21 protein-coding genes are annotated in these 21,858 nt (G+C 69.0%); 18 read left to right on the top strand and 3 right to left on the bottom strand.

What is annotated here, in order from left to right; translation table 11 throughout:
• The first annotated feature begins 14 nt into the window (after positions 1 to 14).
• From trpC to ASF75_RS03295, 9 genes are all read left to right on the top strand, one after another.
• The gene (trpC, locus tag ASF75_RS03335) at positions 15 to 800 is read left to right on the top strand and encodes an indole-3-glycerol phosphate synthase TrpC (protein WP_031259757.1); all 786 of its coding nucleotides are present in this window, start codon (positions 15 to 17) and stop codon (positions 798 to 800) included.
• Positions 801 to 928: 128 nt separating this feature from the next.
• On the top strand, positions 929 to 2,143 hold the full coding sequence (gene trpB / locus ASF75_RS03330; protein ID WP_056068775.1) for a tryptophan synthase subunit beta: 1,215 nt from the start codon (positions 929 to 931) through the stop codon (positions 2,141 to 2,143).
• Complete coding sequence (gene trpA, locus ASF75_RS03325) at positions 2,140 to 2,934, top strand: tryptophan synthase subunit alpha (protein ID WP_017887203.1); 795 nt, start codon at positions 2,140 to 2,142, stop codon at positions 2,932 to 2,934. The genes trpB and trpA overlap by 4 nt, the downstream gene beginning before the upstream one ends.
• A gap of 96 nt (positions 2,935 to 3,030) precedes the next feature.
• Positions 3,031 to 4,017: a prolipoprotein diacylglyceryl transferase gene (gene lgt / locus ASF75_RS03320; protein WP_017887204.1), complete on the top strand. Its 987-nt coding sequence runs from the start codon at positions 3,031 to 3,033 to the stop codon at positions 4,015 to 4,017.
• A gap of 160 nt (positions 4,018 to 4,177) precedes the next feature.
• Positions 4,178 to 8,782, top strand: coding sequence for a glutamate synthase large subunit (gene gltB, locus ASF75_RS03315; RefSeq protein WP_374101238.1), 4,605 nt, complete (start codon positions 4,178 to 4,180; stop codon positions 8,780 to 8,782).
• 53 nt (positions 8,783 to 8,835) lie between these two features.
• Entirely contained in the window at positions 8,836 to 10,293 is a 1,458-nt protein-coding gene (locus ASF75_RS03310; RefSeq protein ID WP_017887206.1) for a glutamate synthase subunit beta, read from the top strand.
• A 233-nt stretch (positions 10,294 to 10,526) separates the two neighbouring features.
• On the top strand, positions 10,527 to 11,972 hold the full coding sequence (gene pyk / locus ASF75_RS03305) for a pyruvate kinase (protein ID WP_017887208.1): 1,446 nt from the start codon (positions 10,527 to 10,529) through the stop codon (positions 11,970 to 11,972).
• A gap of 130 nt (positions 11,973 to 12,102) precedes the next feature.
• Entirely contained in the window at positions 12,103 to 13,197 is a 1,095-nt protein-coding gene (locus ASF75_RS03300) for a VIT1/CCC1 transporter family protein (RefSeq protein WP_031259759.1), read from the top strand.
• A gap of 32 nt (positions 13,198 to 13,229) precedes the next feature.
• Complete coding sequence (locus ASF75_RS03295; RefSeq protein WP_082509384.1) at positions 13,230 to 14,525, top strand: acyltransferase family protein; 1,296 nt, start codon at positions 13,230 to 13,232, stop codon at positions 14,523 to 14,525.
• Here the strand turns inward: ASF75_RS03295 and ASF75_RS03290 are convergent.
• Positions 14,467 to 15,006 (bottom strand): HdeD family acid-resistance protein, encoded by a 540-nt coding sequence (locus tag ASF75_RS03290; RefSeq protein WP_162243002.1) that lies wholly within the window; start codon positions 15,004 to 15,006, stop codon positions 14,467 to 14,469. The genes ASF75_RS03295 and ASF75_RS03290 overlap by 59 nt on opposite strands.
• A gap of 151 nt (positions 15,007 to 15,157) precedes the next feature.
• Here ASF75_RS03290 and ASF75_RS03285 point away from each other — a divergent pair, with 151 nt between their 5' ends.
• Both ASF75_RS03285 and ASF75_RS03280 read left to right on the top strand, forming a co-directional pair.
• Complete coding sequence (locus ASF75_RS03285; protein WP_056068770.1) at positions 15,158 to 16,699, top strand: aldehyde dehydrogenase family protein; 1,542 nt, start codon at positions 15,158 to 15,160, stop codon at positions 16,697 to 16,699.
• Positions 16,699 to 17,091 (top strand): DUF779 domain-containing protein, encoded by a 393-nt coding sequence (locus ASF75_RS03280; protein ID WP_056068768.1) that lies wholly within the window; start codon positions 16,699 to 16,701, stop codon positions 17,089 to 17,091. The genes ASF75_RS03285 and ASF75_RS03280 overlap by 1 nt, the downstream gene beginning before the upstream one ends.
• On the opposite strand, the gene ASF75_RS03275 is transcribed toward ASF75_RS03280, so the two are convergent.
• Positions 17,072 to 17,839 carry a tyrosine-type recombinase/integrase gene (locus ASF75_RS03275; protein ID WP_162243001.1) on the bottom strand — a complete coding sequence of 256 codons (768 nt, stop codon included), beginning with the start codon at positions 17,837 to 17,839 and terminating at the stop codon, positions 17,072 to 17,074. The genes ASF75_RS03280 and ASF75_RS03275 overlap by 20 nt on opposite strands.
• Before the next feature lie 298 nt (positions 17,840 to 18,137).
• On the bottom strand, positions 18,138 to 18,725 hold the full coding sequence (locus tag ASF75_RS03270) for a helix-turn-helix domain-containing protein (RefSeq protein ID WP_017887215.1): 588 nt from the start codon (positions 18,723 to 18,725) through the stop codon (positions 18,138 to 18,140).
• A gap of 128 nt (positions 18,726 to 18,853) precedes the next feature.
• On the opposite strand from ASF75_RS03270, the gene ASF75_RS03265 reads away from it, so the two are divergent.
• The 7 genes from ASF75_RS03265 (at position 18,854) to ASF75_RS17550 (ending at position 21,851) form a co-directional block, all read left to right on the top strand.
• On the top strand, positions 18,854 to 19,069 hold the full coding sequence (locus ASF75_RS03265) for a helix-turn-helix domain-containing protein (RefSeq protein ID WP_056068762.1): 216 nt from the start codon (positions 18,854 to 18,856) through the stop codon (positions 19,067 to 19,069).
• Positions 19,070 to 19,411: 342 nt separating this feature from the next.
• The gene (locus tag ASF75_RS03260; protein WP_056068759.1) at positions 19,412 to 19,843 is read left to right on the top strand and encodes a hypothetical protein; all 432 of its coding nucleotides are present in this window, start codon (positions 19,412 to 19,414) and stop codon (positions 19,841 to 19,843) included.
• A complete protein-coding gene (locus tag ASF75_RS03255; RefSeq protein ID WP_056068757.1) occupies positions 19,843 to 20,067 on the top strand; it encodes a hypothetical protein in 225 nt (74 codons plus the stop codon). The genes ASF75_RS03260 and ASF75_RS03255 overlap by 1 nt, the downstream gene beginning before the upstream one ends.
• Positions 20,067 to 20,246: a hypothetical protein gene (locus tag ASF75_RS03250; RefSeq protein ID WP_017887219.1), complete on the top strand. Its 180-nt coding sequence runs from the start codon at positions 20,067 to 20,069 to the stop codon at positions 20,244 to 20,246. The genes ASF75_RS03255 and ASF75_RS03250 overlap by 1 nt, the downstream gene beginning before the upstream one ends.
• Before the next feature lie 101 nt (positions 20,247 to 20,347).
• Positions 20,348 to 20,650 (top strand): hypothetical protein, encoded by a 303-nt coding sequence (locus tag ASF75_RS03245; RefSeq protein ID WP_156463756.1) that lies wholly within the window; start codon positions 20,348 to 20,350, stop codon positions 20,648 to 20,650.
• On the top strand, positions 20,647 to 21,705 hold the full coding sequence (locus tag ASF75_RS03240) for an AAA family ATPase (RefSeq protein WP_082509380.1): 1,059 nt from the start codon (positions 20,647 to 20,649) through the stop codon (positions 21,703 to 21,705). Before ASF75_RS03245 ends, ASF75_RS03240 begins: the two co-directional genes overlap by 4 nt.
• Positions 21,702 to 21,851: a hypothetical protein gene (locus ASF75_RS17550; protein WP_156463755.1), complete on the top strand. Its 150-nt coding sequence runs from the start codon at positions 21,702 to 21,704 to the stop codon at positions 21,849 to 21,851. The genes ASF75_RS03240 and ASF75_RS17550 overlap by 4 nt, the downstream gene beginning before the upstream one ends.
• The last annotated feature ends 7 nt before the right edge of the window (positions 21,852 to 21,858 follow it).

Here is a 21,858-nt window from a genome sequence, read left to right as displayed (position 1 = left end):
TGCCGATGCCGAACGTGCTCGAGACCCTCGTCGCCGGCGCCCTCGAAGACGCCGCAGCCCGTCGTGTCGATCGCCCGTACGCGGACGTCGAACGCGACCTCGACCGGGTGGCGTCGCCCCTCGACGCCCTCGCGTTCCTGAGCCCGGGCGACCGGGTGAAGATCATCGCCGAGGTGAAGCGCGCCAGCCCGTCCCGCGGGGCGATGGCAGCGATCGCCGACCCCGCAGGCCTCGCCGCCGACTACGAACGTGGTGGCGCGTCGACGATCAGCGTCCTGACCGAGGGGCGCAAGTTCCTCGGCAGCCTCGCCGACCTCGAAGCCGTGAAGGCCCGTGTCGGGGTCCCCGTGCTCCGCAAGGACTTCATCGCCGACCCGTACCAGGTCATCGAGGCCCGGGCGTCGGGTGCCGACGTCGTGCTGCTCATCGTGGCGGCGCTCGAGCAGGCCCGCCTGGTCGAGCTGCACACGCTCGCCGAAGAACTCGGCATGCGCGTCCTGGTCGAGGCGCACTCCGGTGACGAGGTCACGCGTGGCCTGGACGCCGGTGCCCGCATCCTCGGCGTGAACGCCCGCGACCTCACCGACTTCTCGCTCGACCGCGACCTGTTCGGGTCGCTCGCCGACCGCATCCCCGACGGGGTCGTGCGCGTCGCCGAGTCCGCGGTCTCCGGTCCCGCCGACGTCGCCCACTACCGTGCAGCGGGCGCCGACGTCGTGCTGGTCGGCGAGGCGCTCGTGACGGGGAGCGACCCCGCCGCGACCCTGGCGTCGTTCATCGACGCCGCCGACCAGGCCTGACCGGCTCACCAGGCCGCCGAACCGCGGCCCGGTCCGCTCCACGCATCGAGGCCGCCGACCGCGGCCGCACGTTCCACCCGTCCGACGCGGCCGACCGGCCGCGTCGGACTCGTCCCGGGAGACACATCGTGACCTCACTCCGCGACCTGCACGGCCCCTACTTCGGCGACTTCGGCGGACGCTTCGTCCCCGAGTCCCTCGTCCTCGCGCTCGACGAGCTCGAGGCCGCCTTCCGTCAGGCCTGGGCGGACCCGGCGTTCCGTGCGGAACTCGACGCGCTGCACCGTGACTACACCGGGCGTCCGTCGATCATCACCGAGGTGCCGCGGTTCGCGAAGCACGCCGGTGGCGCCCGGATCATCCTGAAGCGCGAGGACCTGAACCACACCGGCTCGCACAAGATCAACAACGTCCTCGGCCAGGCCCTCGTCGCCCGCCGCCTCGGCAAGACCCGCCTGATCGCCGAGACCGGGGCCGGGCAGCACGGTGTCGCCACCGCGACCGCCGCAGCCCTGTTCGGCATGGAGTGCGTCGTCTACATGGGCGCCGTCGACACCGAGCGCCAGGCGCTCAACGTCGCGCGGATGCGCCTGCTCGGCGCCGAGGTGATCCCGGTCGAGACCGGTTCGCGCACCCTCAAGGACGCCATCAACGACGCCCTGCGCGACTGGGTCGCCAACGTCGAGTCGACGCACTACCTGCTCGGCACCGTCGCCGGTCCGCACCCGTTCCCCGAGATGGTGCGCGAGTTCCACAAGGTCATCGGCGAGGAAGCGCGCCAGCAGGTCCTCGACCGCATCGGTCGGCTGCCGGACGCCGTCGCGGCGTGCGTCGGCGGCGGCTCGAACGCGATGGGCATCTTCGAGGCGTTCCTCGACGACGAGTCCGTCGCGCTGCACGGCTTCGAGGCCGGTGGTGACGGCGTCGAGACCGGTCGGCACGCGGCGAGCATCACGCTCGGTCGCGAAGGCGTGCTGCAGGGAGCGAAGTCCTACCTGATGCAGGACGAGGACGGCCAGACCGTCGAGAGCCACAGCATCTCCGCCGGGCTCGACTACCCGAGCGTCGGCCCGGAGCACGCGTACCTGGCGTCGATCGGCCGGGCGAAGTACCAGCCGATCACCGACACCGAGGCCATGGAGGCGTTCCGCCTGATGAGCCAGACCGAGGGCATCATCCCGGCGATCGAGTCGTCGCACGCCCTGGCCGGTGCCATCAAGCTCGGCAAGGAGCTCGGGCCCGAGGGCGTCGTGCTCGTGAACCTGTCCGGCCGCGGTGACAAGGACGTCGCGTCCGCCAGTCGCTACTTCGGCATCCTCGACGAGAACGCGGTGCAGCTGTGACCACGAACAAGACCGTCGCCCAGACGATCGACGCCGCCAACGCCGAGCGCGCCGGAGCCGTCGTCGGGTACCTGCCCGCCGGGTACCCGAACCTGCAGACCAGCGTCGACGCAGCCGTCGCCCTCGCCGAGAACGGCGTGGACGTCATCGAGTTCGGCCTGCCGTACTCCGACCCGGTCATGGACGGCCCCGTCATCCAGCGCGCAGCCGAGGAGAGCCTGGCGAACGGCTTCCGGGTCGCACAGGTCTTCGACGCCGTGCAGCAGATCACCGAGCGGGCCGACGTGCCGGTGCTCGTCATGACCTACTGGAACCCGGTGCTGCGCTACGGCGTGGACCGTTTCGCCGACGACCTCGTCGCCGCGGGAGCCGCCGGTCTCATCACGCCCGACCTCATCCCCGACGAGGCCACCGCGTGGACCGAGGCGTCCGAGCGCACCGGCCTCGACCGGGTCTTCCTCGCCGCGCCGTCCTCGTCGGACGAGCGCATGCGTCAGGCGGTGGAGTCCAGTCGTGGCTTCGTCTACGCCGTGTCGACGATGGGCGTGACCGGTGCCCGGGTCGGGGTCGACGTCGCCGCACGCACCGTCGTGTCGCGCCTGCGTGACGCCGGGGTCGAGCGCACCTGTGTCGGCCTCGGGATCTCGACGGCGGAGCAGGTCGGCGAGGTGCTCGAGTACGCCGACGGTGCGATCGTCGGGTCCGCGTTCGTCCGGGCCCTGGCCGACCTCGGTGTGCAGGGTGTGGCCGACCGGGCCGCCGACCTCGCCACCGGCGCCCGCCGCCGCTAGTCCAGTTCCTGTCGGGCCCGCGACCCGCGCTACAGTGAGCGAGGCCGACGCCACGTCGACCGCGCCCCGTCAGTTCCGAAAGGCGACAGCACCTCCATGCCCCTCCTGAGCATCCCGAGCCCGAGCACCGCCTGGCAGTACTTCGACCTGACCGCCTGGCTCCGCGACGCGTTCGGCTGGTCGCTGCCCCTCGACTTCCGCATCCACGCGTACGCGATCTGCATCCTGGTCGGGATCGTCGCCGCGGTCGTCCTCGCAAACCGTCGGCTCAACGCCCGGGGCGTCGAGCGATGGATCATCATCGACATCGCCATCTGGGCCGTGCCCGCCGGCATCATCGGCGGACGGCTCTTCCACGTGTTCACCCATGTGTCCGACTACTTCGGCCCCGGCATCGACCCGCTGTCGTTCCTGTACATCTGGGAGGGCGGGCTGGCCATCTTCGGCGCGCTGATCCTCGGGTCGGTCGGTGCCTGGATCGGGTGCCGCCAGGTCGGTCTCCGGTTCACGTCGTTCATCGACGCCGTCGTGCCGGGCGTCCTGCTCGCACAGGCCTTCGGACGCCTGGGCAACTACTTCAACCAGGAGCTCTTCGGCATGCCGACGAGCCTGCCCTGGGGGCTCGAGATCGACTCCAGCAACGCCGCGTTCCCGAAGGGCCTGCCCGAGGGCACGCTGTTCCACCCGACGTTCCTGTACGAGATCATCTGGAACGTCCTCGGCGTGGTCGTCATCCTGTTCCTGGCACGCAAGTTCACGCTGCAGTGGGGCAAGGTCCTCGGCCTGTACCTGATCTGGTACGGCGCGGGCCGCTCGGTGCTCGAGTCCATCCGCGTCGACACGAGCGAGACCTTCTTCGGCGTCCGCACGAACGTGTGGATGGCCCTCGCCGCGGTCGTCATCGGCATCCTGATCTTCGTGGTGCAGAGCCGACGGCACACCGGCAAGGAGCCGAGCCCCTACCTGCCGGGTCGCGGGCCTCGTCCGACCTCCGATGTAGACTCCGAAGACACCTTCTCGGAGCACGACGACGACGCAGCAGACGGCGTCACGAGTGACGAACCGGTCACGACCACCCGCTGAACCAGACGGTCTCCGCCACAAGCGGGGCCCAGCAACCTCGCCGGCCGCCAGGGCAACGACCACTGACGGCGGGCACGGGCACCAGTCCCGCCCGCTCGGGCGGAACGCACCACCGGGCCACCGCTGTCCCTGTTCCACTTCCTCGTGAGGACGGTTCCCCATGGCGCTCCAGCCAACCCAGCCCTCGGCACCGACGAGCCTCGTGCCGCCGCACCGCCGCTTCTCCGCGATCCCGGACGCCACGGGCATGTACGACCCGGCGAACGAGAAGGACGCCTGCGGACTGGCGATGGTCGCGACCCTGCGCGGCACGCCGGGGCACGACATCGTCGACGCGGCGCTCGGTGCGCTCCGGAACCTCGAGCACCGCGGTGCCGTGGGATCCGACGCGGGCACCGGTGACGGCGCCGGCATCCTGTGCCAGGTGCCGGACGAGTTCCTGCGGGACGTCGTACCGTTCGAGCTGCCGGCAGCGGGGGAGTACGCCGTCGGGACCGCCTACCTGCCGCTGGACGACGACGCCCGGCACGCGGTGAAGGGCGCCGTCGAACGACTCGCCCGCGAAGAGGGCCTGAAGGTCCTGGGGTGGCGCGAGGTCCCGGTGCGTCCGGAGGTCCTCGGCACGCTCGCCCGCGCCGCGATGCCGGCGTTCGAGCAGCTGTTCGTCGCCTCGATCCGGCACGACGTGCACGGGGCATCGTGGAGCGGCATCGCCCTCGACCGGCAGGCGTTCCGGCTCCGGAAGCGCGCCGAGCACGACAACGACCTGTACTTCATGTCGCTGTCGAGCCGCACCATGGTCTACAAGGGCATGGTCACGACGCTCCAGCTCGAGCCGTTCTACCCGGACCTGAGCGACGAGCGCTTCACGTCGAAGCTCGCGATCGTGCACTCGCGCTACTCCACCAACACGTTCCCGTCGTGGCCGCTCGCCCAGCCGTTCCGGACCATCGCCCACAACGGTGAGATCAACACGGTGCGCGGCAACCGCAACTGGATGCGGGCGCGCCAGTCGCAGCTCGAGAGCGAACTGCTGGGCGACATGGCCCCGCTGCTCCCCATCGTCAGCCCGGGGGCGAGTGACTCGGCCTCGTTCGACGAGGTCCTCGAGCTGCTGACCCTGACCGGTCGGACGCTGCCGCACGCCGTGTCGATGATGGTTCCAGAGGCGTGGGAGAACCAGGTCGGGATGGACCCGGACCTCCGGGCGTTCTACGAGTACCACTCGATGCTCATGGAGCCGTGGGACGGCCCCGCCGCGATCACCTTCACCGACGGGTCGCTCGTCGGCGCCACCCTCGACCGCAACGGCCTGCGCCCCGGCCGGTTCCTCGTCACCGACGACGGGCTCATCGTGATGGGCTCCGAGACCGGGGTCATCGACGTGCCGGCCGCCAAGGTCGTGCGCAAGGGCCGCCTGCGCCCGGGCCGGATGTTCCTGGTGGACACCGAGGCCGGCCGCATCATCGAGGACGACGAGGTCAAGCGCGAGCTCGCCGCCTCGGGTCCGTGGGCCGACTGGCTCGAAGCCGGCCGCATCAACCTGAACGACCTGCCGGAGCGCGAGCACATCGTGCACACCCCGGCCTCGGTCACCCGCCGTCAGCGGGCGTTCGGCTACACCGAAGAAGAAGTCCGCATCCTGCTCCGTCCGATGGCCGCGGCGGGTGCCGAACCGCTCGGTGCGATGGGGTCGGACACCCCGATCGCGGTGCTGTCGGAGCGTCCGCGACTGCTCTTCGACTACTTCACGCAGCAGTTCGCCCAGGTGACCAACCCGCCGCTCGACTCGATCCGCGAGCAGGTCATCACCTCGATGGGGATGGGTCTCGGTCCGGAGCGCAACCTGCTCTCCGCCGGTCCGGAGCACGCGAAGCAGATCACGCTCGACTTCCCCGTGATCGACAACGACCAGCTCGCCAAGGTCCAGCACTTCGAGACCGAGTCGGGTCGCCACCTGACCGTCACGATCAAGGGGCTGTACCGCGTCGACGCCGGCAAGAAGGCGATGCAGAAGCGCATCGCCGCCGTGTGCGACGAGGTCGACGCCGCGATCGAGTCCGGCAAGCAGTTCATCGTGCTGTCCGACCGCGACGGCAACGCCGAGCAGGCACCGGTGCCGAGCCTGCTGCTCCTCGCGGCGGTGCACCACCACCTGATCCGCACCGAGCAGCGCATGAAGGTCGGGCTCATCGTCGAGGCCGGCGATGTGCGCGAGGTCCACCACGTGGCGACCCTGATCGGGTACGGCGCGTCGGCGATCAACCCGTACCTGGCGATGGAGACCTGCGAGAACCTGGTCCGCGCGGGCATGATCCCCGGCATCACCCCCGAGCAGGCGGTCAAGAACGTCATCAAGGCGCTCGGCAAGGGCGTGCTGAAGATCATGTCGAAGATGGGCATCTCCACGGTGTCCAGCTACGCCGGTGCGCAGGCCTTCGAGGCCGTCGGGCTCAGCCAGGAGTTCGTCGACAAGTACTTCACGGGCACCTCGTCGATCCTGGGCGGCGTCGACATCGACGTCATCGCCAAGGAGAACGCCGAGCGGCACGCCCAGGCGTACCCGCAGGACGGCGCGGTGCTGTCGCACGAGCGGCTGCAGATCGGGGGCGAGTACCAGTGGCGCCGTCAGGGTCCGCCGCACCTGTTCAACCCGGACACGGTGTTCCGCCTGCAGCACGCGACCCGTGCCCGCCGGTACGACATCTTCCGCGAGTACTCGAGCGCCGTGGACGACCAGTCCGAGCAGCTGATGACGCTCCGCGGGCTGTTCCGCTTCAAGCAGGGTGCGCGCAAGCCCATCGCGCTCGACGAGGTCGAGTCGATCGAGTCGATCGTCAAGCGCTTCAACACGGGCGCGATGTCCTACGGGTCCATCTCGAAGGAAGCCCACGAGACCCTCGCCATCGCGATGAACCGTCTCGGCGGCCGCTCGAACACGGGCGAGGGCGGCGAGGACGTCGACCGCTTGCTCGACCCCGAGCGCCGCAGCGCCATCAAGCAGGTCGCCTCCGGACGCTTCGGCGTGACGAGCATGTACCTGACGCACGCCACCGACATCCAGCTCAAGATGGCGCAGGGTGCGAAGCCCGGCGAGGGTGGTCAGCTGCCCCCGGCCAAGGTCTACCCGTGGGTGGCACGGACCCGGCACGCCACCGCGGGCGTCGGCCTGATCTCGCCGCCGCCGCACCACGACATCTACTCCATCGAGGACCTCAAGCAGCTGATCTTCGACGTGAAGCGGGCCAACCCGGCCGCCCGCGTCCACGTGAAGCTCGTCAGCCAGTCCGGCATCGGTGCCGTCGCGGCCGGTGTGACGAAGGCCCTGGCGGACGTCGTGCTCGTGTCCGGCCACGACGGCGGCACCGGCGCCAGCCCGCTGAACTCGCTCAAGCACGCCGGCACCCCGTGGGAGATCGGCCTGGCCGAGACCCAGCAGACGCTCATGCTGAACGGCATGCGCGACCGGGTCGTCGTGCAGGTGGACGGGCAGATGAAGACGGGGCGCGACGTCGTCGTGGCCGCGTTGCTCGGAGCAGAGGAGTACGGCTTCGCGACCGCTCCGCTCGTGGTCGAGGGGTGCATCCTGATGCGCGTCTGCCACCTGGACACCTGCCCTGTGGGCGTCGCCACGCAGAACCCGGAGCTCCGCAAGCGCTTCTCCGGCAAGCCGGAGTTCGTCGTCAACTTCTTCGAGTTCATCGCACAAGAGGTCCGCGAGCTCCTCGCCGAGCTCGGCTTCCGCAGCCTCGACGAGGCGATCGGGCAGACCGACGCGCTCGACGTGGACCGCGCCGTGGAGCACTGGAAGGCGTCGGGCCTCGACCTCGCGCCGGTGCTCAAGGGACCGCACTTCGACGACGCGGAGCCGCGCCGCCACCACCGCGAGCAGGACCACGAGCTGGACCAGCACTTCGACGTGCAGCTCATCCAGCAGACCGCTGACGTGCTCGACCACGGCGGGTCGATCGCGCTCGACCTGCCCATCCGGAACACCGAGCGCGCCGTCGGCACCATGCTCGGCCACCAGGTGACCCTGCGACACGGGGAACACGGGCTGCCCAACGGTTCGATCGACGTCACGCTGCGCGGTTCGGCCGGGCAGTCGCTCGGCGCGTTCCTGCCGGCGGGCATCACGCTGCGCCTGATCGGCGACAGCAACGACTACGTCGGCAAGGGCCTGTCCGGCGGCCAGATCGTCGTCCGCCCCGACGCCGGTTCGGGCTTCGACCCGGCCGAGAACGTCATCGCCGGCAACGTCATCGGGTACGGCGCCACCCAGGGCAGCATGTTCATCCGCGGCATCGTGGGCGAGCGGTTCCTGGTGCGCAACTCCGGTGCCACGGCGGTCGTCGAGGGTGTGGGCGACCACGCGCTCGAGTACATGACGGGTGGACTCGCGCTCATCCTGGGCGAGACCGGCCGGAACCTCGGTGCCGGTATGTCGGGTGGCACGGCGTACGTCCGGGGCCTGCGCCGGGAGCACGTGAACACCGACGCCCTGGCGACCGGCGAGCTCCGGCTCGAGGCGCTCGACAGTGCCGACGTCGAGATCGTCACCGACCTGCTCACCCGGCACGCCGACGAGACGGGGTCGACGCTCGCGTCCGACCTGCTGGCGTCCGGGGACCTGAGCGACTTCGTCAAGGTGCTGCCGCGCGACTACGCGGCGGTGCTCGAGACGCGCAGACAGGCCGTCGACGAGGGGCTCGACCCCGACGGTGACATCGTTTGGAATCGGATCATGGAGGTGACCGGTGGCTGAGCGTCACGCACGTCCGGAATCGACAGAGCCCATCACAACCCTGGAGGTGACCGGTGGCTGACCCCAAGGGATTCCTGAAGGTCCAGGAACGCGAACTCCCGCCCCGGCGCCCCGTGCCCGTGCGGCTCATGGACTGGAAAGAGGTCTACGAGCAGCAGGAGTCCGGTGTCCTGAAGCGCCAGGCCGGCCGGTGCATGGACTGCGGCGTGCCGTTCTGCCACCAGGGCTGCCCGCTCGGCAACCTCATCCCGGAGTGGAACGACCTGACCTGGCGCGGTGAGGGCCGTCAGGCGATCGAACGCCTGCACGAGACGAACAACTTCCCGGAGTTCACGGGGCGGCTCTGCCCGGCCCCGTGCGAGTCGTCCTGCGTGCTCGGCATCAACCAGCCGCCGGTGACCATCAAGCAGGTCGAGGTCTCGATCATCGACCAGGCGTTCCAGAACGGGTGGGTCACGCCGCACCCGCCGGAGCGCCTGACCGGCAAGACCGTCGCCGTGGTGGGCTCCGGCCCCGCCGGGCTCGCCGCCGCGCAGCAGCTCACGCGTGCCGGGCACACGGTCGCCGTCTACGAGCGGGACGACCGCATCGGCGGACTGCTCCGCTACGGCATCCCGGACTTCAAGATGGAGAAGCGCCAGATCGACGCGCGCCTCGCCCAGATGCAGGCCGAGGGCACCCGGTTCCGTGCCGGTGTCGAGATCGGCAAGGACATCACCTGGGACGACCTGAAGTCCCGCTACGACGCGGTCGTGGTCGCCACCGGTGCCACCGTGCCCCGTGACCTGCCGATCCCGGGGCGCGACCTCGAGGGCGTGCACTTCGCGATGGACTACCTGGTCCAGCAGAACAAGGCGAACGCGGGCACGACGGTCGACAACCAGATCACGGCCGAGGGCAAGCACGTCGTCGTCATCGGCGGCGGCGACACCGGTGCGGACTGCATCGGCACCGCACACCGTCAGGGCGCGCTGAGCGTGACGAACCTGGCGATCGGCAAGCAGCCGCCGCTCGAGCGTCCGTCCGACCAGCCGTGGCCGATGTTCCCGACCGTGTTCGAGATCACGAGTGCCCACGAAGAGGGCGGCGAGCGGCACTTCCTCGCCTCCACCGTCGAGTTCCTGTCGAACGACGCGGGTGAGGTCCGTGCGCTCCGGGTCGCCGAGACCGAGTACCTCGACGGCCGACGGGTGCCGAAGGCGGGCACCGAGCGGGAGATCCCGGCGGACCTCGTCCTCATCGCGATGGGCTTCACGGGCCCCGAGTCGGACACGATCGAGCCGCAGCTCGGCCTGCCGACCACGGGCTCCGGGTCGCTCGACCGCCGTGCCGACTACGCGACCAACGAGGCCGGCGTGTTCGTCGCGGGCGACGCGGGTCGGGGGCAGTCGCTCATCGTGTGGGCGATCGCCGAGGGCCGTGCCGCGGCCGCACAGGTGGACGAGTACCTCGAGGGCTCCACCATCCTGCCGGCTCCGGTCAAGGCGACCGACCGGGCGATCTCCGTCTGATGCCGGACGATCACGAGATGTCGGACCGCCACCAGATGTCGGACGGCCACCAGATGTCGGACCGTCACCGGATGACGGATCGCCGCCAGAAGACGGACCGTCTCCACCAGATGCTCACGCTCCCGTGAGCGTGAGGCCACCAGCACTCGGTAGGGTGCTGGTGGCCTCGCTTCGTTCCGCGCGGCCCCACAGCGCGGAAACCCAAGCTCCATCCACCACCACGAAGGAATCCATTGAGACGCGCAAAGATCGTTTCGACGCTCGGACCGGCAACGTCGGACTACGAGACCGTCAAGGAGATCATCGAAGCGGGCGTCGACGTCGCCCGCCTCAACCTCAGCCACGGTGACTACAGCGTCCACGAGGCCAACTACGTCAACGTCCGTCGTGCCGCCGAAGAGCTCGGCAAGCCCGTCGCGATCCTCGTCGACCTGCAGGGTCCGAAGATCCGTCTGGCCCGCTTCGCCGACGGCCCGCACGACCTGGCGGTCGGTGACATCTTCACCATCACGACCGAGGACGTCCCCGGCTCGAAGGAGATCTGCGGCACGACGTTCAAGGGCCTGCCGCAGGACGTCAAGCCCGGCGACCCGCTGCTCATCGACGACGGCCGTGTCCGCCTGCGTGTCCTCGACACCGACGGCGTGCGGGTCCGCACCGAGGTCGTCGTCCCCGGCACGGTGTCCAACAACAAGGGCATCAACCTGCCCGGTGTCGCCGTCAACGTCCCCGCGCTGAGCGAGAAGGACGAGGCCGACCTCCGCTGGGCGATCCGCCAGGGTGCCGACCTCATCGCGCTGTCGTTCGTCCGCAACGCGAGCGACGTCGTGCGTGCGCACGAGATCATGGACGAAGAGGGCAAGCGCCTGCCGGTCATCGCCAAGGTCGAGAAGCCCCAGGCCGTCGACGCGCTCGAGGAGATCATCGACGCCTTCGACAGCATCATGGTCGCCCGCGGGGACCTCGGCGTCGAACTCCCGCTCGAGGCCGTCCCGATCGTGCAGAAGCGCGCCGTCGAGCTGTCCCGCCGCATGGCGAAGCCGGTCATCGTCGCGACGCAGATGCTCGAGTCGATGATCTCGTCGCCGATCCCCACGCGCGCCGAGACCTCCGACGTCGCGAACGCCGTGCTCGACGGTGCCGACGCGGTCATGCTGTCCGGTGAGACGAGCGTCGGTGAGTACCCGGTGCAGACCGTCCGCACCATGGCCCGCATCGTGGAGTCCACCGAGGACCACGGCCTCGAGCGCATCGCGCCGCTCGGCACCAAGCCGCGCACCCTCGGCGGTGCGATCACCCTCGCCGCCGTCGAGATCGCCGAGTTCACCGAGGCGTCGTACCTCTGCGTCTTCACCGAGTCCGGCGACTCGGCCCGACGCATGTCGCGCCTGCGCCACGGCCTGCCGATCATCGCCTTCACCCCGAACGAGGCCACGCGCCGCCGGATGGCACTCACCTGGGGCGTCCGTTCGTTCCTGGTGGAGCGCAAGACCCACACCGACGAGCTCTTCTCGCAGGTGGACGACGTCCTCCTCGAGAACGGCCTGGCTGCCCCCGGCGACCGCGTCATCGTGACGGCCGGGTCCCCTCCCGGCATCGAGGGCTCGACGAACGACCTCCGCGTGCACCGGGTGGGCGACGCCCACGCCGAGGCCGCCCCGGCGTACGTCCGGGACTGATCCGACGGATCCGTCGCCACCAGGGCGCGGACGGGAGGCACGGTGCGCGCAGCACCGACCGCTTCCGGTCCGCGCCCTGTCGCGTCTCCACGGCCCTGGTGGTGACCGGACGTCGGCCGCAGGCGGCAGGATGGTCGCTGTGAGCCTCCGATCCGACACCCCGGCGCCGCGCGCCGACGTCCGCCGCTGGCGTCGTTACCTGGCCGACGAACGTGCCGAGGCGGCTGTGTACCGCAACCTCGCCGCGCGCCGTTCCGGCGAGGAGCGCGAGATCCTGGCCGCGCTGGCCGAGGCCGAGGGGCGGCACGCCGACCACTGGCTCGACCTGCTCGGCGACGACGTCGGCCGGCCGCAGCGGGGCAGCCTCCGGACCCGGGTGCTCGCCGCGCTGGCCAAGCGGTTCGGGTCGGTCTTCGTCCTCGCGCTCATGCAGCGCGCCGAGGACCGCTCGCCGTACGCCGACGACTCCGACGCGACCGCGCGGATGGCCGCCGACGAACGCATCCACGGCGAGGTCGTGCGCGGGCTCGCGAACCGCGGCCGGATGCGGCTGTCCGGCACGTTCCGCGCGGCGGTGTTCGGCGCGAACGACGGCCTGGTGTCCAACCTGGCGCTCATCATCGGCATCAGCGCCTCCGGGGCCGACCGGCACTTCGTGCTGCTGAGTGGCATCGCTGGCCTGCTCGCGGGCGCGTTGTCGATGGGTGCGGGGGAGTACGTCTCCGTCCGGTCGCAGCGGGAACTGCTCGAGGCGTCCGCGCCGCACCCCGAAGCCGGCAGGGCGGTGTCGGACCTCGACGTCGACGCGAACGAGCTCGCCCTGGTCTACCGCGCGCGCGGGATGTCCGAGGCCGAGGCGACCCAGCACGCGGCGCAGGTGCTGTCCGGCATCGGGGAGCGGCGCCCGGCGACCGGTCCGACCCCGGTCGCGGACGACCACGAGGCCGTCGGCACCGGGCTGAGCGCCGCCGTGTCGAGCTTCTGCTTCTTCGCCTCGGGCGCGGTCATCCCGGTGCTGCCGTTCCTGTTCGGCATGCAGGGCTGGGCTGCGATCGCGGTCGCCGGCGGGCTGGTGGGGATCGCCCTGCTCGGCACCGGTGCCGTGGTCGGCGTGCTGAGCGGTGCCTCGCCCGGCAAGCGGGCGTTCCGGCAACTCGCCATCGGGTTCGGTGCGGCGATCGTCACCTACGCGCTCGGCCTGCTGTTCGGCACCGGCTCGGCCTAGCGGTCATATCCGATATGTGACATGCTGTTTGCATGACAACTGCTCGCGCGCCCCGTCTGGACCTCGCCCACATCGACGGGATGCGCGGGATCCTCGCCGCGTTCGTCGTGGTCGCCCACACGGTGCAGTTCACCGGCGTCGCCGGGTCCGTGGCGGCGTCGATGCCCGTCGTCTACCGGGTGCTCAGTGCCGGTGACCTGCGCGTGCCCGCGTTCATCGCGATCTCGGGCTTCACGATGATGATCGCCGTCTCGGGGCGCCACGACCTGCGCCTCGGCACCACCTACGGGGCCTACGCGAAGCGCCGGATCCGTCGGCTCGTCCCGCCGTACCTGACGGCGCTCGTGCTGGCGCTGGCGCTCATCGCCTTCGTCCCGGTGATGAACGAGCCGCACGGCACGGTCTGGGACGACAAGCTCCCGGTGACGTTGCAGGGCATCGTGACCCACGTGTTCCTGCTGCACAACCTGTCGCCGGAGTGGATCACGTCGATCAACGGGACGCTGTGGAGCCTGCCGATCGAGATGCAACTCACCCTGCTGATGCCCGTGCTCCTGCTGCTCTGGCGGCGGACCCACCCCGTCGTCGTCATCGTCCTGTCGTTCGCCCTCGCCGTGCTGTCGATCGCCACCGGCGTCGGTGCCTGGTCCGCGCCGCACTTCCTCGGGGTCTTCGGTGTCGGCATGTACGGTGCCCACCTCGTGATCGGGTCCGAGGACGACCTCCGCCGCCGTCGACCCCGATCCCTGCAGCGGATGCTCCGACACCAGCGCTCCGTGCTCCTCGTCGCCCTCGTCGTCCTGACGGCGGCCTTCGTGCAGGTCGCCGCCGCTCCGGGCATCGTCCACAGCGCCGTCACGGGCACCGTCGCCGGCCTGGGGATCACGCTGCTCCTCATGGTGCTCGCCGACGGGCAGCGGACCGGACGTGTCGGTACCCACCGGGTCCGGCGGTTCCTGGGCGGACGCCGTCTGGTGCAGTCGGGGCTGGTCTCCTACAGCGTGTTCCTGGTGCACAGCCCGCTGCTCGCGCTCGGCAACCTGCTCCTGCTGCCGCTCGGGCTCCCGACACCGGTGCAGTTCGGTCTGATGCTCTTCGTGGTCGCTCCGGCGGTCGTCGCGGTGTGCGTCGTGTTCGCGGTGCTGGTCGAACGCCCGTTCATGAACAGCCACCAGCGCGCGCTGCTCGGCGAGCTGTTCGGCCGTCGAGCGGTCCCCGGCACGCCGCACGTCGCCTCGACCGACGCGGCGGCTGCGACCGCGGTGCCGGTCAGCGGCGGAGCGCGGCGCGCGGCGGCAGGAGCAGCAGGGCCGCGGCGCCGACGATGACGAGCGCGATGCCCGCGAACACCATGAAGACGGTCAGTGCGAGCCCGGGGACGATCAGCACGACGATCCCGCCGATGATCGACAGCACCCCGCTGACGACCGTCGGCACCCGTGACGATCCGGGATGGCCGACGAACCCACCGACGATCGCGGCGACGCCCTCGATCAGGAACCCCACCCCGGCGAGCACGGCGTAGACCACGAGCGGGATCGCCGGGTCGAGCAGGGTCACCAGCCCCGCGACCGCGACCAGGCCACCGACGATGCCGGACGTCCACCGCCACACCGGGCGGGTGCCGTGCCCCCGCACCGCGGCGAAGACCCGCAGCGCACCGGCCACGACGAGGTACACACCGAACAGCAGCGCCACGAGCACGAGCGACGGACGGGGCCAGACGATCGCCACGATGCCCAGGGCGATGGCGACCACGGCCGTGACGACGACGAACACCCGGAACGTCCTGACGGCACGAGAATCCACGAGCGCTCCTCCCTGATCGCCAGCGCTGGTGTCCAGCACGCTACCCGTCGCGCCGTGGCCTCGTGCAACCACCTGCAACCCCCGCGGCCGTACCGTCCGGAGCAGGCACACGACCCGTGCGCCCCGACAGCGTCGTCGAAAGGGCACCACCATGACCATCGCACCTTCGCCCACCAGTTACGCCGCACCAGGCGAACCCGGCTCCCTGGTCGAGTACCGGTCCCGGTACGACCACTTCATCGGCGGCGAGTACGTCCCGTCGTCGAGCGGGCAGTACTTCGAGAACCCCACCCCCGTCACCGGCAAGGTGTTCACCGAGGTCGCCCGCGGTGACGCCACCGACGTCGACCGTGCCGTCGCCGCGGGCTGGAAGGCGTTCCCGTCGTGGGGCCGCACGAGCGCAGCCGAACGGGCCGTCGTCCTGAACAAGATCGCCGACCGCATGGAGGAGCACCTCGAGATGCTCGCCGTCGCGGAGACGTGGGAGAACGGCAAGCCCATCCGCGAGACCCTCGGCGCGGACATCCCGCTCGCGATCGACCACTTCCGGTACTTCGCCGGGGCCATCCGGGCGCAGGAGGGATCCGCCGGCGAGATCGACCACGACACCGTGGCGTACCACTTCCACGAACCGCTCGGCGTCGTGGGGCAGATCATCCCCTGGAACTTCCCGATCCTGATGGCGGTGTGGAAGCTCGCACCGGCCCTCGCCGCCGGCAACTGCGTCGTCCTGAAGCCCGCCGAGCAGACCCCGGCGTCCATCCACGTGCTCGTCGAGCTCATCCGCGACCTGCTGCCCGCGGGCGTGCTCAACGTCGTCAACGGCTTCGGCATCGAGGTCGGCGCACCGCTCGCCCAGCACCCGGACATCCGCAAGATCGCCTTCACGGGAGAAACCACCACCGGTCGGCTGATCATGCAGTACGCCTCGCAGAGCCTCATCCCGGTGACGCTCGAACTCGGCGGCAAGAGCCCGAACGTGTTCTTCCCCGACGTCGCCGCCGAGAAGGACTCCTTCTACGACAAGGCGCTCGAGGGCTTCACGTTCTTCAACCTGAACCAGGGCGAGGTCTGCACGTGTCCGTCCCGGGCGCTCGTGGCGAAGGAGATCTACGACGGCTTCGTCGCCGACGGCCTGGACCGCGTCCGAGCCGTCAAGCAGGGACACCCGCTCGACCTGTCGACGATGATCGGCGCCCAGGCGTCGAACGACCAGCTCGAGAAGATCCTGAGCTACATCGACATCGGCAAGCAGGAGGGCGCGAAGCTCCTGACCGGCGGCGAACGGGCCGACCTGGGCGGCGAGCTCTCCGGCGGCTACTACGTCACCCCGACGGTGTTCGAGGGCGACAACTCGATGCGGATCTTCCAGGAGGAGATCTTCGGCCCGGTGCTCGCCCTGACGTCCTTCAGCGGCTACGACGACGCGATCGCCACGGCCAACGACACCCTCTACGGGCTCGGCGCCGGCGTGTGGAGCCGCGACGTCACGACCCTGTACCGCGCCGGACGCGACATCCAGGCCGGACGCGTCTGGTCGAACACCTACCACCAGTACCCGGCGGGCGCGGCGTTCGGCGGCTACAAGCAGTCCGGCATCGGGCGCGAGAACCACAAGATGATGCTCGACCACTACCAGCAGACGAAGAACCTGCTCGTCTCCTACGCCGACGGACCGATGGGCTTCTTCTGATGCCCGACACCGCACGGGTCGCGATCACGCCGGCGGCGGGGGAGCTCCTCCGCACCCTCACCGCCCGGCACGGCCCGCTGATGTTCCACCAGTCCGGCGGCTGCTGCGACGGCTCGAGCCCGATGTGCTACCCCGTCGGCATGTTCCGGACCGGTCCGGGGGACGTCCTGCTCGGCGCACTGCAGGTGGACGGCCTCGAGCCGGTCGAGGTCTCCATGTCGGTGTCGCAGTTCGAGTACTGGAAGTACACGCACCTGACGATCGACGTCGTCGACGGTCGGGGCGGCGGGTTCTCGGTGGAAAGTCCTGATGGGAAGCGCTTCTTGACCCGCTCACGCATGCTCACGGAACCCGAACTGGAAGCCCTAGGGCTCACGCCTCAGCGGCGATAGTCCGCAGATCGTCCGCAGAATGCTCGGTCGACCCGATCAGGTCCGCAGCTGCGGACCTGGTTCGGTCGGCTGCGTCAGGGAACAGATGGGCGTAAGTGCTGAGAGTGATCGTCGGAGACGCGTGCCCCATCGCTCGTGCGACAGACACTGCGTCGAGTCCAGCGCGGATCAGGCCTGACGCGTAGAAGTGCCGGTAGTCGTGAGGGGTGAGGCCAACCACTCCTGCTGCCGCACAGGCCTTGTTGAACCACGCTCGAAGGGCAGCGGGGGAGGGCGGATCGCCTGGCAGGAACCAACCGCCCTCGTAGACGCCTTGCTCACTGAGGTGCACGCCGAGCCGGTTCATGAGCGCATCGGGTGCCGGGATGCTGCGCTCACTCCCATGCTTGGGCGCGCAGATCTCGCGTCGGCCGGTGCGGTTCTGAATCTGTCGCGCAACGTGGACAGTCCTGCGCATGAAGTCGACGTCGCCCACCTGAACTGCGGAGGCTTCACCGATGCGCATGCCGGCGAAGGCCATCAGGTCGAGCAGTGGCAGCAAAAAAGGCTCCGCGAGCTCTCGGATTGCTCCTACCTCTGCGGGTGTTGGGATCCGCATCGTGTGCTCGAGCTTGCGGACTGCGGGAAGCCGAAGCCCGAGAGTGGGGTCTTTACCGAGGTAGCCGTCGAGAACCGCGCCGCGCAGCGCGCCGCGGACGTACTTCACTCGGGTGCGAACAGTTGAGGCTGCAAGGTCCTGTTCGAGCACCTTGATCCATGACTCCGGATGCGAGCGCTTCAGCTTCCCGAACGGAACATCTCGGAACGTGCATGACGCTATTGCACGGTCCGCCGCCCTGACCGTACCTTCGGTCCAAACCTGGCGGGGTGCCCACTCGGCATAGAACGACGCGAGAGTGGATCGGGAGGCTTTGGGATCGACGTACGAGCCAGTTCGCACAGAGGTGGTGACCTCATCGAGCCAGTCCTGTGCATCTCGCTTCCGGGGGAAGTGCCTTGCGTGTTCCTTGCCCTCGTCGTCTCGGTAGCGGGCTCGCCACGATCCGTTAGCGCGCTGTCGGATGCTCGCCATCAGATGCCTCTCCGAACGTGAACTGCACGTCGTTGGCACGCGTCAGCTCTGTCTTCTCGATCCCCTCGAGCAGTGCGGTACCGAACGGCCCGCCTTGGTCGGCCAGTGATCGAACCATCGGCAAGTGTTCCTTGGCGAGGTCGTAGACCAGCTCCACTGGAGTCTCCCGAAGATCCCATTCGAGCCCGCGCACCGCCCCTTCGTCCAGTGTGGACGTGGGCATCTGGTTCAGCTCTTCAACCATCTGGCGCTGCAGTCGGAGAACCTTCTCCGCTTGCAGTACGAGTTCGCGTTGGGCTTGCTGCAGCTGAGTCTGAGTGACCAGGTACTCGAACTCGCCCGCGGGCGCTGTGATGCTCACGATGCTCTGAAGGTCGAGCACCCGCACCAGATCCTCTGCTTCAGCGAGACGCAGGGGGCGCTTGCCCTGCTCGATGGACCAGACGGTGGTCTGTGACCACTTCCAGCCGAGTTCGGTCATCGCCTCCGCAATGTCCTTCTGCGAGCGGGCTCCCCGGAGCTGCTGGAGGTTCTGCCCGATTTGCTTGTCGCTGGCTGCCATGTTCTCGACGGTACAGCAAGACACCGTAACCAACAACACGATTTGGATCACATCGACCCGTACTCGTAAATCACGTGTTACAGTGATATCAAGTCAGCGACGACACTCTCACACCATAAGGAGCGAGCATGAGTACCACTGCCCCTGATCTCCCGACACGTCGGATCCGGAGCCTGATGACCCTGGCGGAGACCGCCGCGGCCCTTCGCAAGAAGGAGTCGCAGCTGCGTTGGATGATTGCGCAGAACTCTGCGCCGCCTCACGCCAAGGTCGGCGGACGAATCATGTTCGACGCCGACGGTGTCGCGGCATGGCTCGACGAGCAGTTCACGGAAGCGTCCTGAACCTGCCAGACCGCGCGATCGACGAAAGCCTCGCGCCTCCCGCCTACGGCGACCCAACCGGTGAACAAGCCGTCAGGAACATCCTGACCGGAGCCGACTGGTCGCCGCACGCCGACTGGAAGCTAGTCGGCCCGTGGCGTGACGAGAAGCAGCCCATCACAGTGCTGCTCGACTCGCGTCTCGCCCTAGAACTCCTGAAGTTCCTCGGACGCCAAGCCGAGATGAAGGAGACCAGACGGGGACGTAACGTCCGTGCTCGTCTCAAGAAGAAGGCCCCAGGTGCGCCAACACCCGGGGCCAAGTCCAACCAGTAACCATCACGAAACCGAAGGACAGAAGACATTGTCTCTCAACAACACGATCATCTCACGCCCCACTGACATTTCCGCTAGCGCCCCCTCGGGGGACGCCGTCGCCACACGAGTCGGCGAACCGGTTCTGGAGCTGAAGGGCTGGCACCACAAGCAGTGGAAGCAGCCCGACCCCAACGGTCTCTACAGGGTCATCACCACTCACCGCCGGTACGAGGGCAACCGCGAAGAGATCACCGCGATGCCCGACGCCACGACGTGGGGCCACCTGACGCCGGTCGAGTACCAGTTGCACACGACTCCGGGGTACCAGTGGGGCGACTACCCGCAAGAGGAGGTGACCAGCCGCCCGAACGAGTTCGTCATGACGTACGTCGGCTTGTACAAGCTCGTCGGCTACTCCTTCGATCCGGGGGAAGGAATCATCACCGGGAAGTTCGAGCGAGTCGAGGGGGACGCCTGATGGACGACGTGATCAAGCTCGTCGACCTCGAGACGACTCCGACCGGACGCGCCGAAGTGATCATCGACGCTCAGCCGAGCCAGTTCAGCGACGGCTACTCGCTCATCCTGACGCCTTCCGAAGCGCTGCGATTGGCTCATGCCATCGTCGCTCGCGTCTCCGATGTGCGGACTCAGCCGGTCGCCGTGCCCATGCTGGTCCCGACTCTGCGGGTGGCTGCCTGATGCCGGCCGGCAAGACGACGGTCGACGGCTTCGCGGTGCTGGCCATCAACGGCGTCGTGGGACTGCGCGCGGAACGACCCTTGACGGAGCTGGCGGGGGACCAGGCGCGACGCCTGGCCATCTGCCTGCTCGAAGCCGCGCAAGACGCCGAACGTCCGGAGCCGCCTGAGTGGCCGTAGGCCAGTCCGGCACCAGGAAGCCCCCAGATCCTCACTACGAGGACGAGGGGGCTTTCTCGTACCCGGACTCCATCGAGCTCTCGCCGGCCGCGGAGCGATACATGCACCAGCTCGCGATCGACCTCACCGCTGGCGTCGTCGAGCTCAGGCAGCTGCCGCCCTCTCTTCGGCAGTTCTACGTCTTCGCGTTCGAGCAGGGCAGTGCGTCACGGCAACCCGAAGTCGATCACGCCAACGACGACGCAGACCGGCTGTACGCCGAAGTGTGCCGACGTCAGCCGTCGCGTGACCACGAGACCACAAACGCCTTCCTCGAGGCGCAGAAGCACCGCGGCACTGAAGCCGCAGCCAAACGAGCGGCCGCAATCCGCGCCCAGATCTACTCCGGACAGGAGACCCAATGACCCGACCCCCAACCACCTTCGATGCCCGCTGGCTGATGGCGCAAGACTTCCCGCCCACTCAGTATGTCGTCCCCGGCATCATCCCCGAAGGCATGACCCTGCTCGTCGCAGCGCCGAAGATCGGCAAGAGCTGGCTAGTGCTCGGGCTGGCGCTCTCGCTCCACGTTGGCGAAAAAGCACTTGGCGGTGTACCTACGGGCGCGCCCCGCCCCGTCTTGTACCTCGCACTCGAAGACGGCCCCCGCCGGTTGCAGCAGCGCATTCGCACGCTCAACCCTGAGGTGGTCACCCCGCGGCTCGAGTTCGTCACGGCGCTCGAAGGCGGTCAAGTGATCCCTGCCATCAAGGAGTTCATCTCCCGGAACATCGATCAGAACCCCGTCGTCATCCTCGACACCCTCGGGAAGGTACTTCCGAGTACCGCAGCAACGAAGTCGCAGTACGCCGCGGACTACGAGTTCCTCGGCGCGCTCAAGGCCACCACGGACGCGGAACCGGGCTCGTCCCTCATCATCGTCCACCACACCCGCAAGAGCGGCGGAGAGGACTTCCTGGACGCAGTGAGCGGCACCCAGGGCATCGCAGGAGCTGCTGACACCGTTCTCGTGCTGCGCCGTGAGCGACAGGAGCAGAGTGCGACGCTGCACGTCACCTCACGCGATGCGAAAGAAGGTGAGTACGCACTGCTGCTGTCCGACTCCGGAGCCTGGGCACTCAACGGCGGAGGGCTAGACGCTGCCCGCGCTGCTGCTGACGCAATCAAGGTGTCCGCAGGAGTGGGGGATCGGATGGCCGACATCATCGGCGTCGTCTACCAGGCCGATGCCCCCGTCTCCCGCCAAGAGATCCAGCACCTGCTGCCGACGATCCCGGTTGCTCAGCTCGACGTGTACCTCAAGCGCGCGGTCGACGCAAAGCGCATCTCGAAGCCATCACGGGGCCTCTATGGCCCTGCTGTTAGTTCCGTTAGATCTGTTAGTTCCGAAGACGGTTCTAACACTCCTAACGCTTCTAACACCCCCTACAAGGGCGACGTGTTCGAGGGCGTGGCATGAACCCGATCACCGTCGCCTGCCCCGACTGCTCAGCCGCAGCAGTCATCGACATCTCCGGCCCAGGCGTCTCCCACGCCGTCCTCGAGCACGACGACACATGCCCGCGACTCAACCACCCAGCCTTCGGGCTGCACCACGACCGTTAGGACCACT

It is taken from the genome of Curtobacterium sp. Leaf154, assembly GCF_001424595.1.
Lineage (GTDB): Bacteria > Actinomycetota > Actinomycetes > Actinomycetales > Microbacteriaceae > Curtobacterium > Curtobacterium poinsettiae.
The sequence above is the reverse complement of the archived record's forward strand: the minus strand, read 5'-3'. Positions and strand labels throughout refer to the sequence as shown.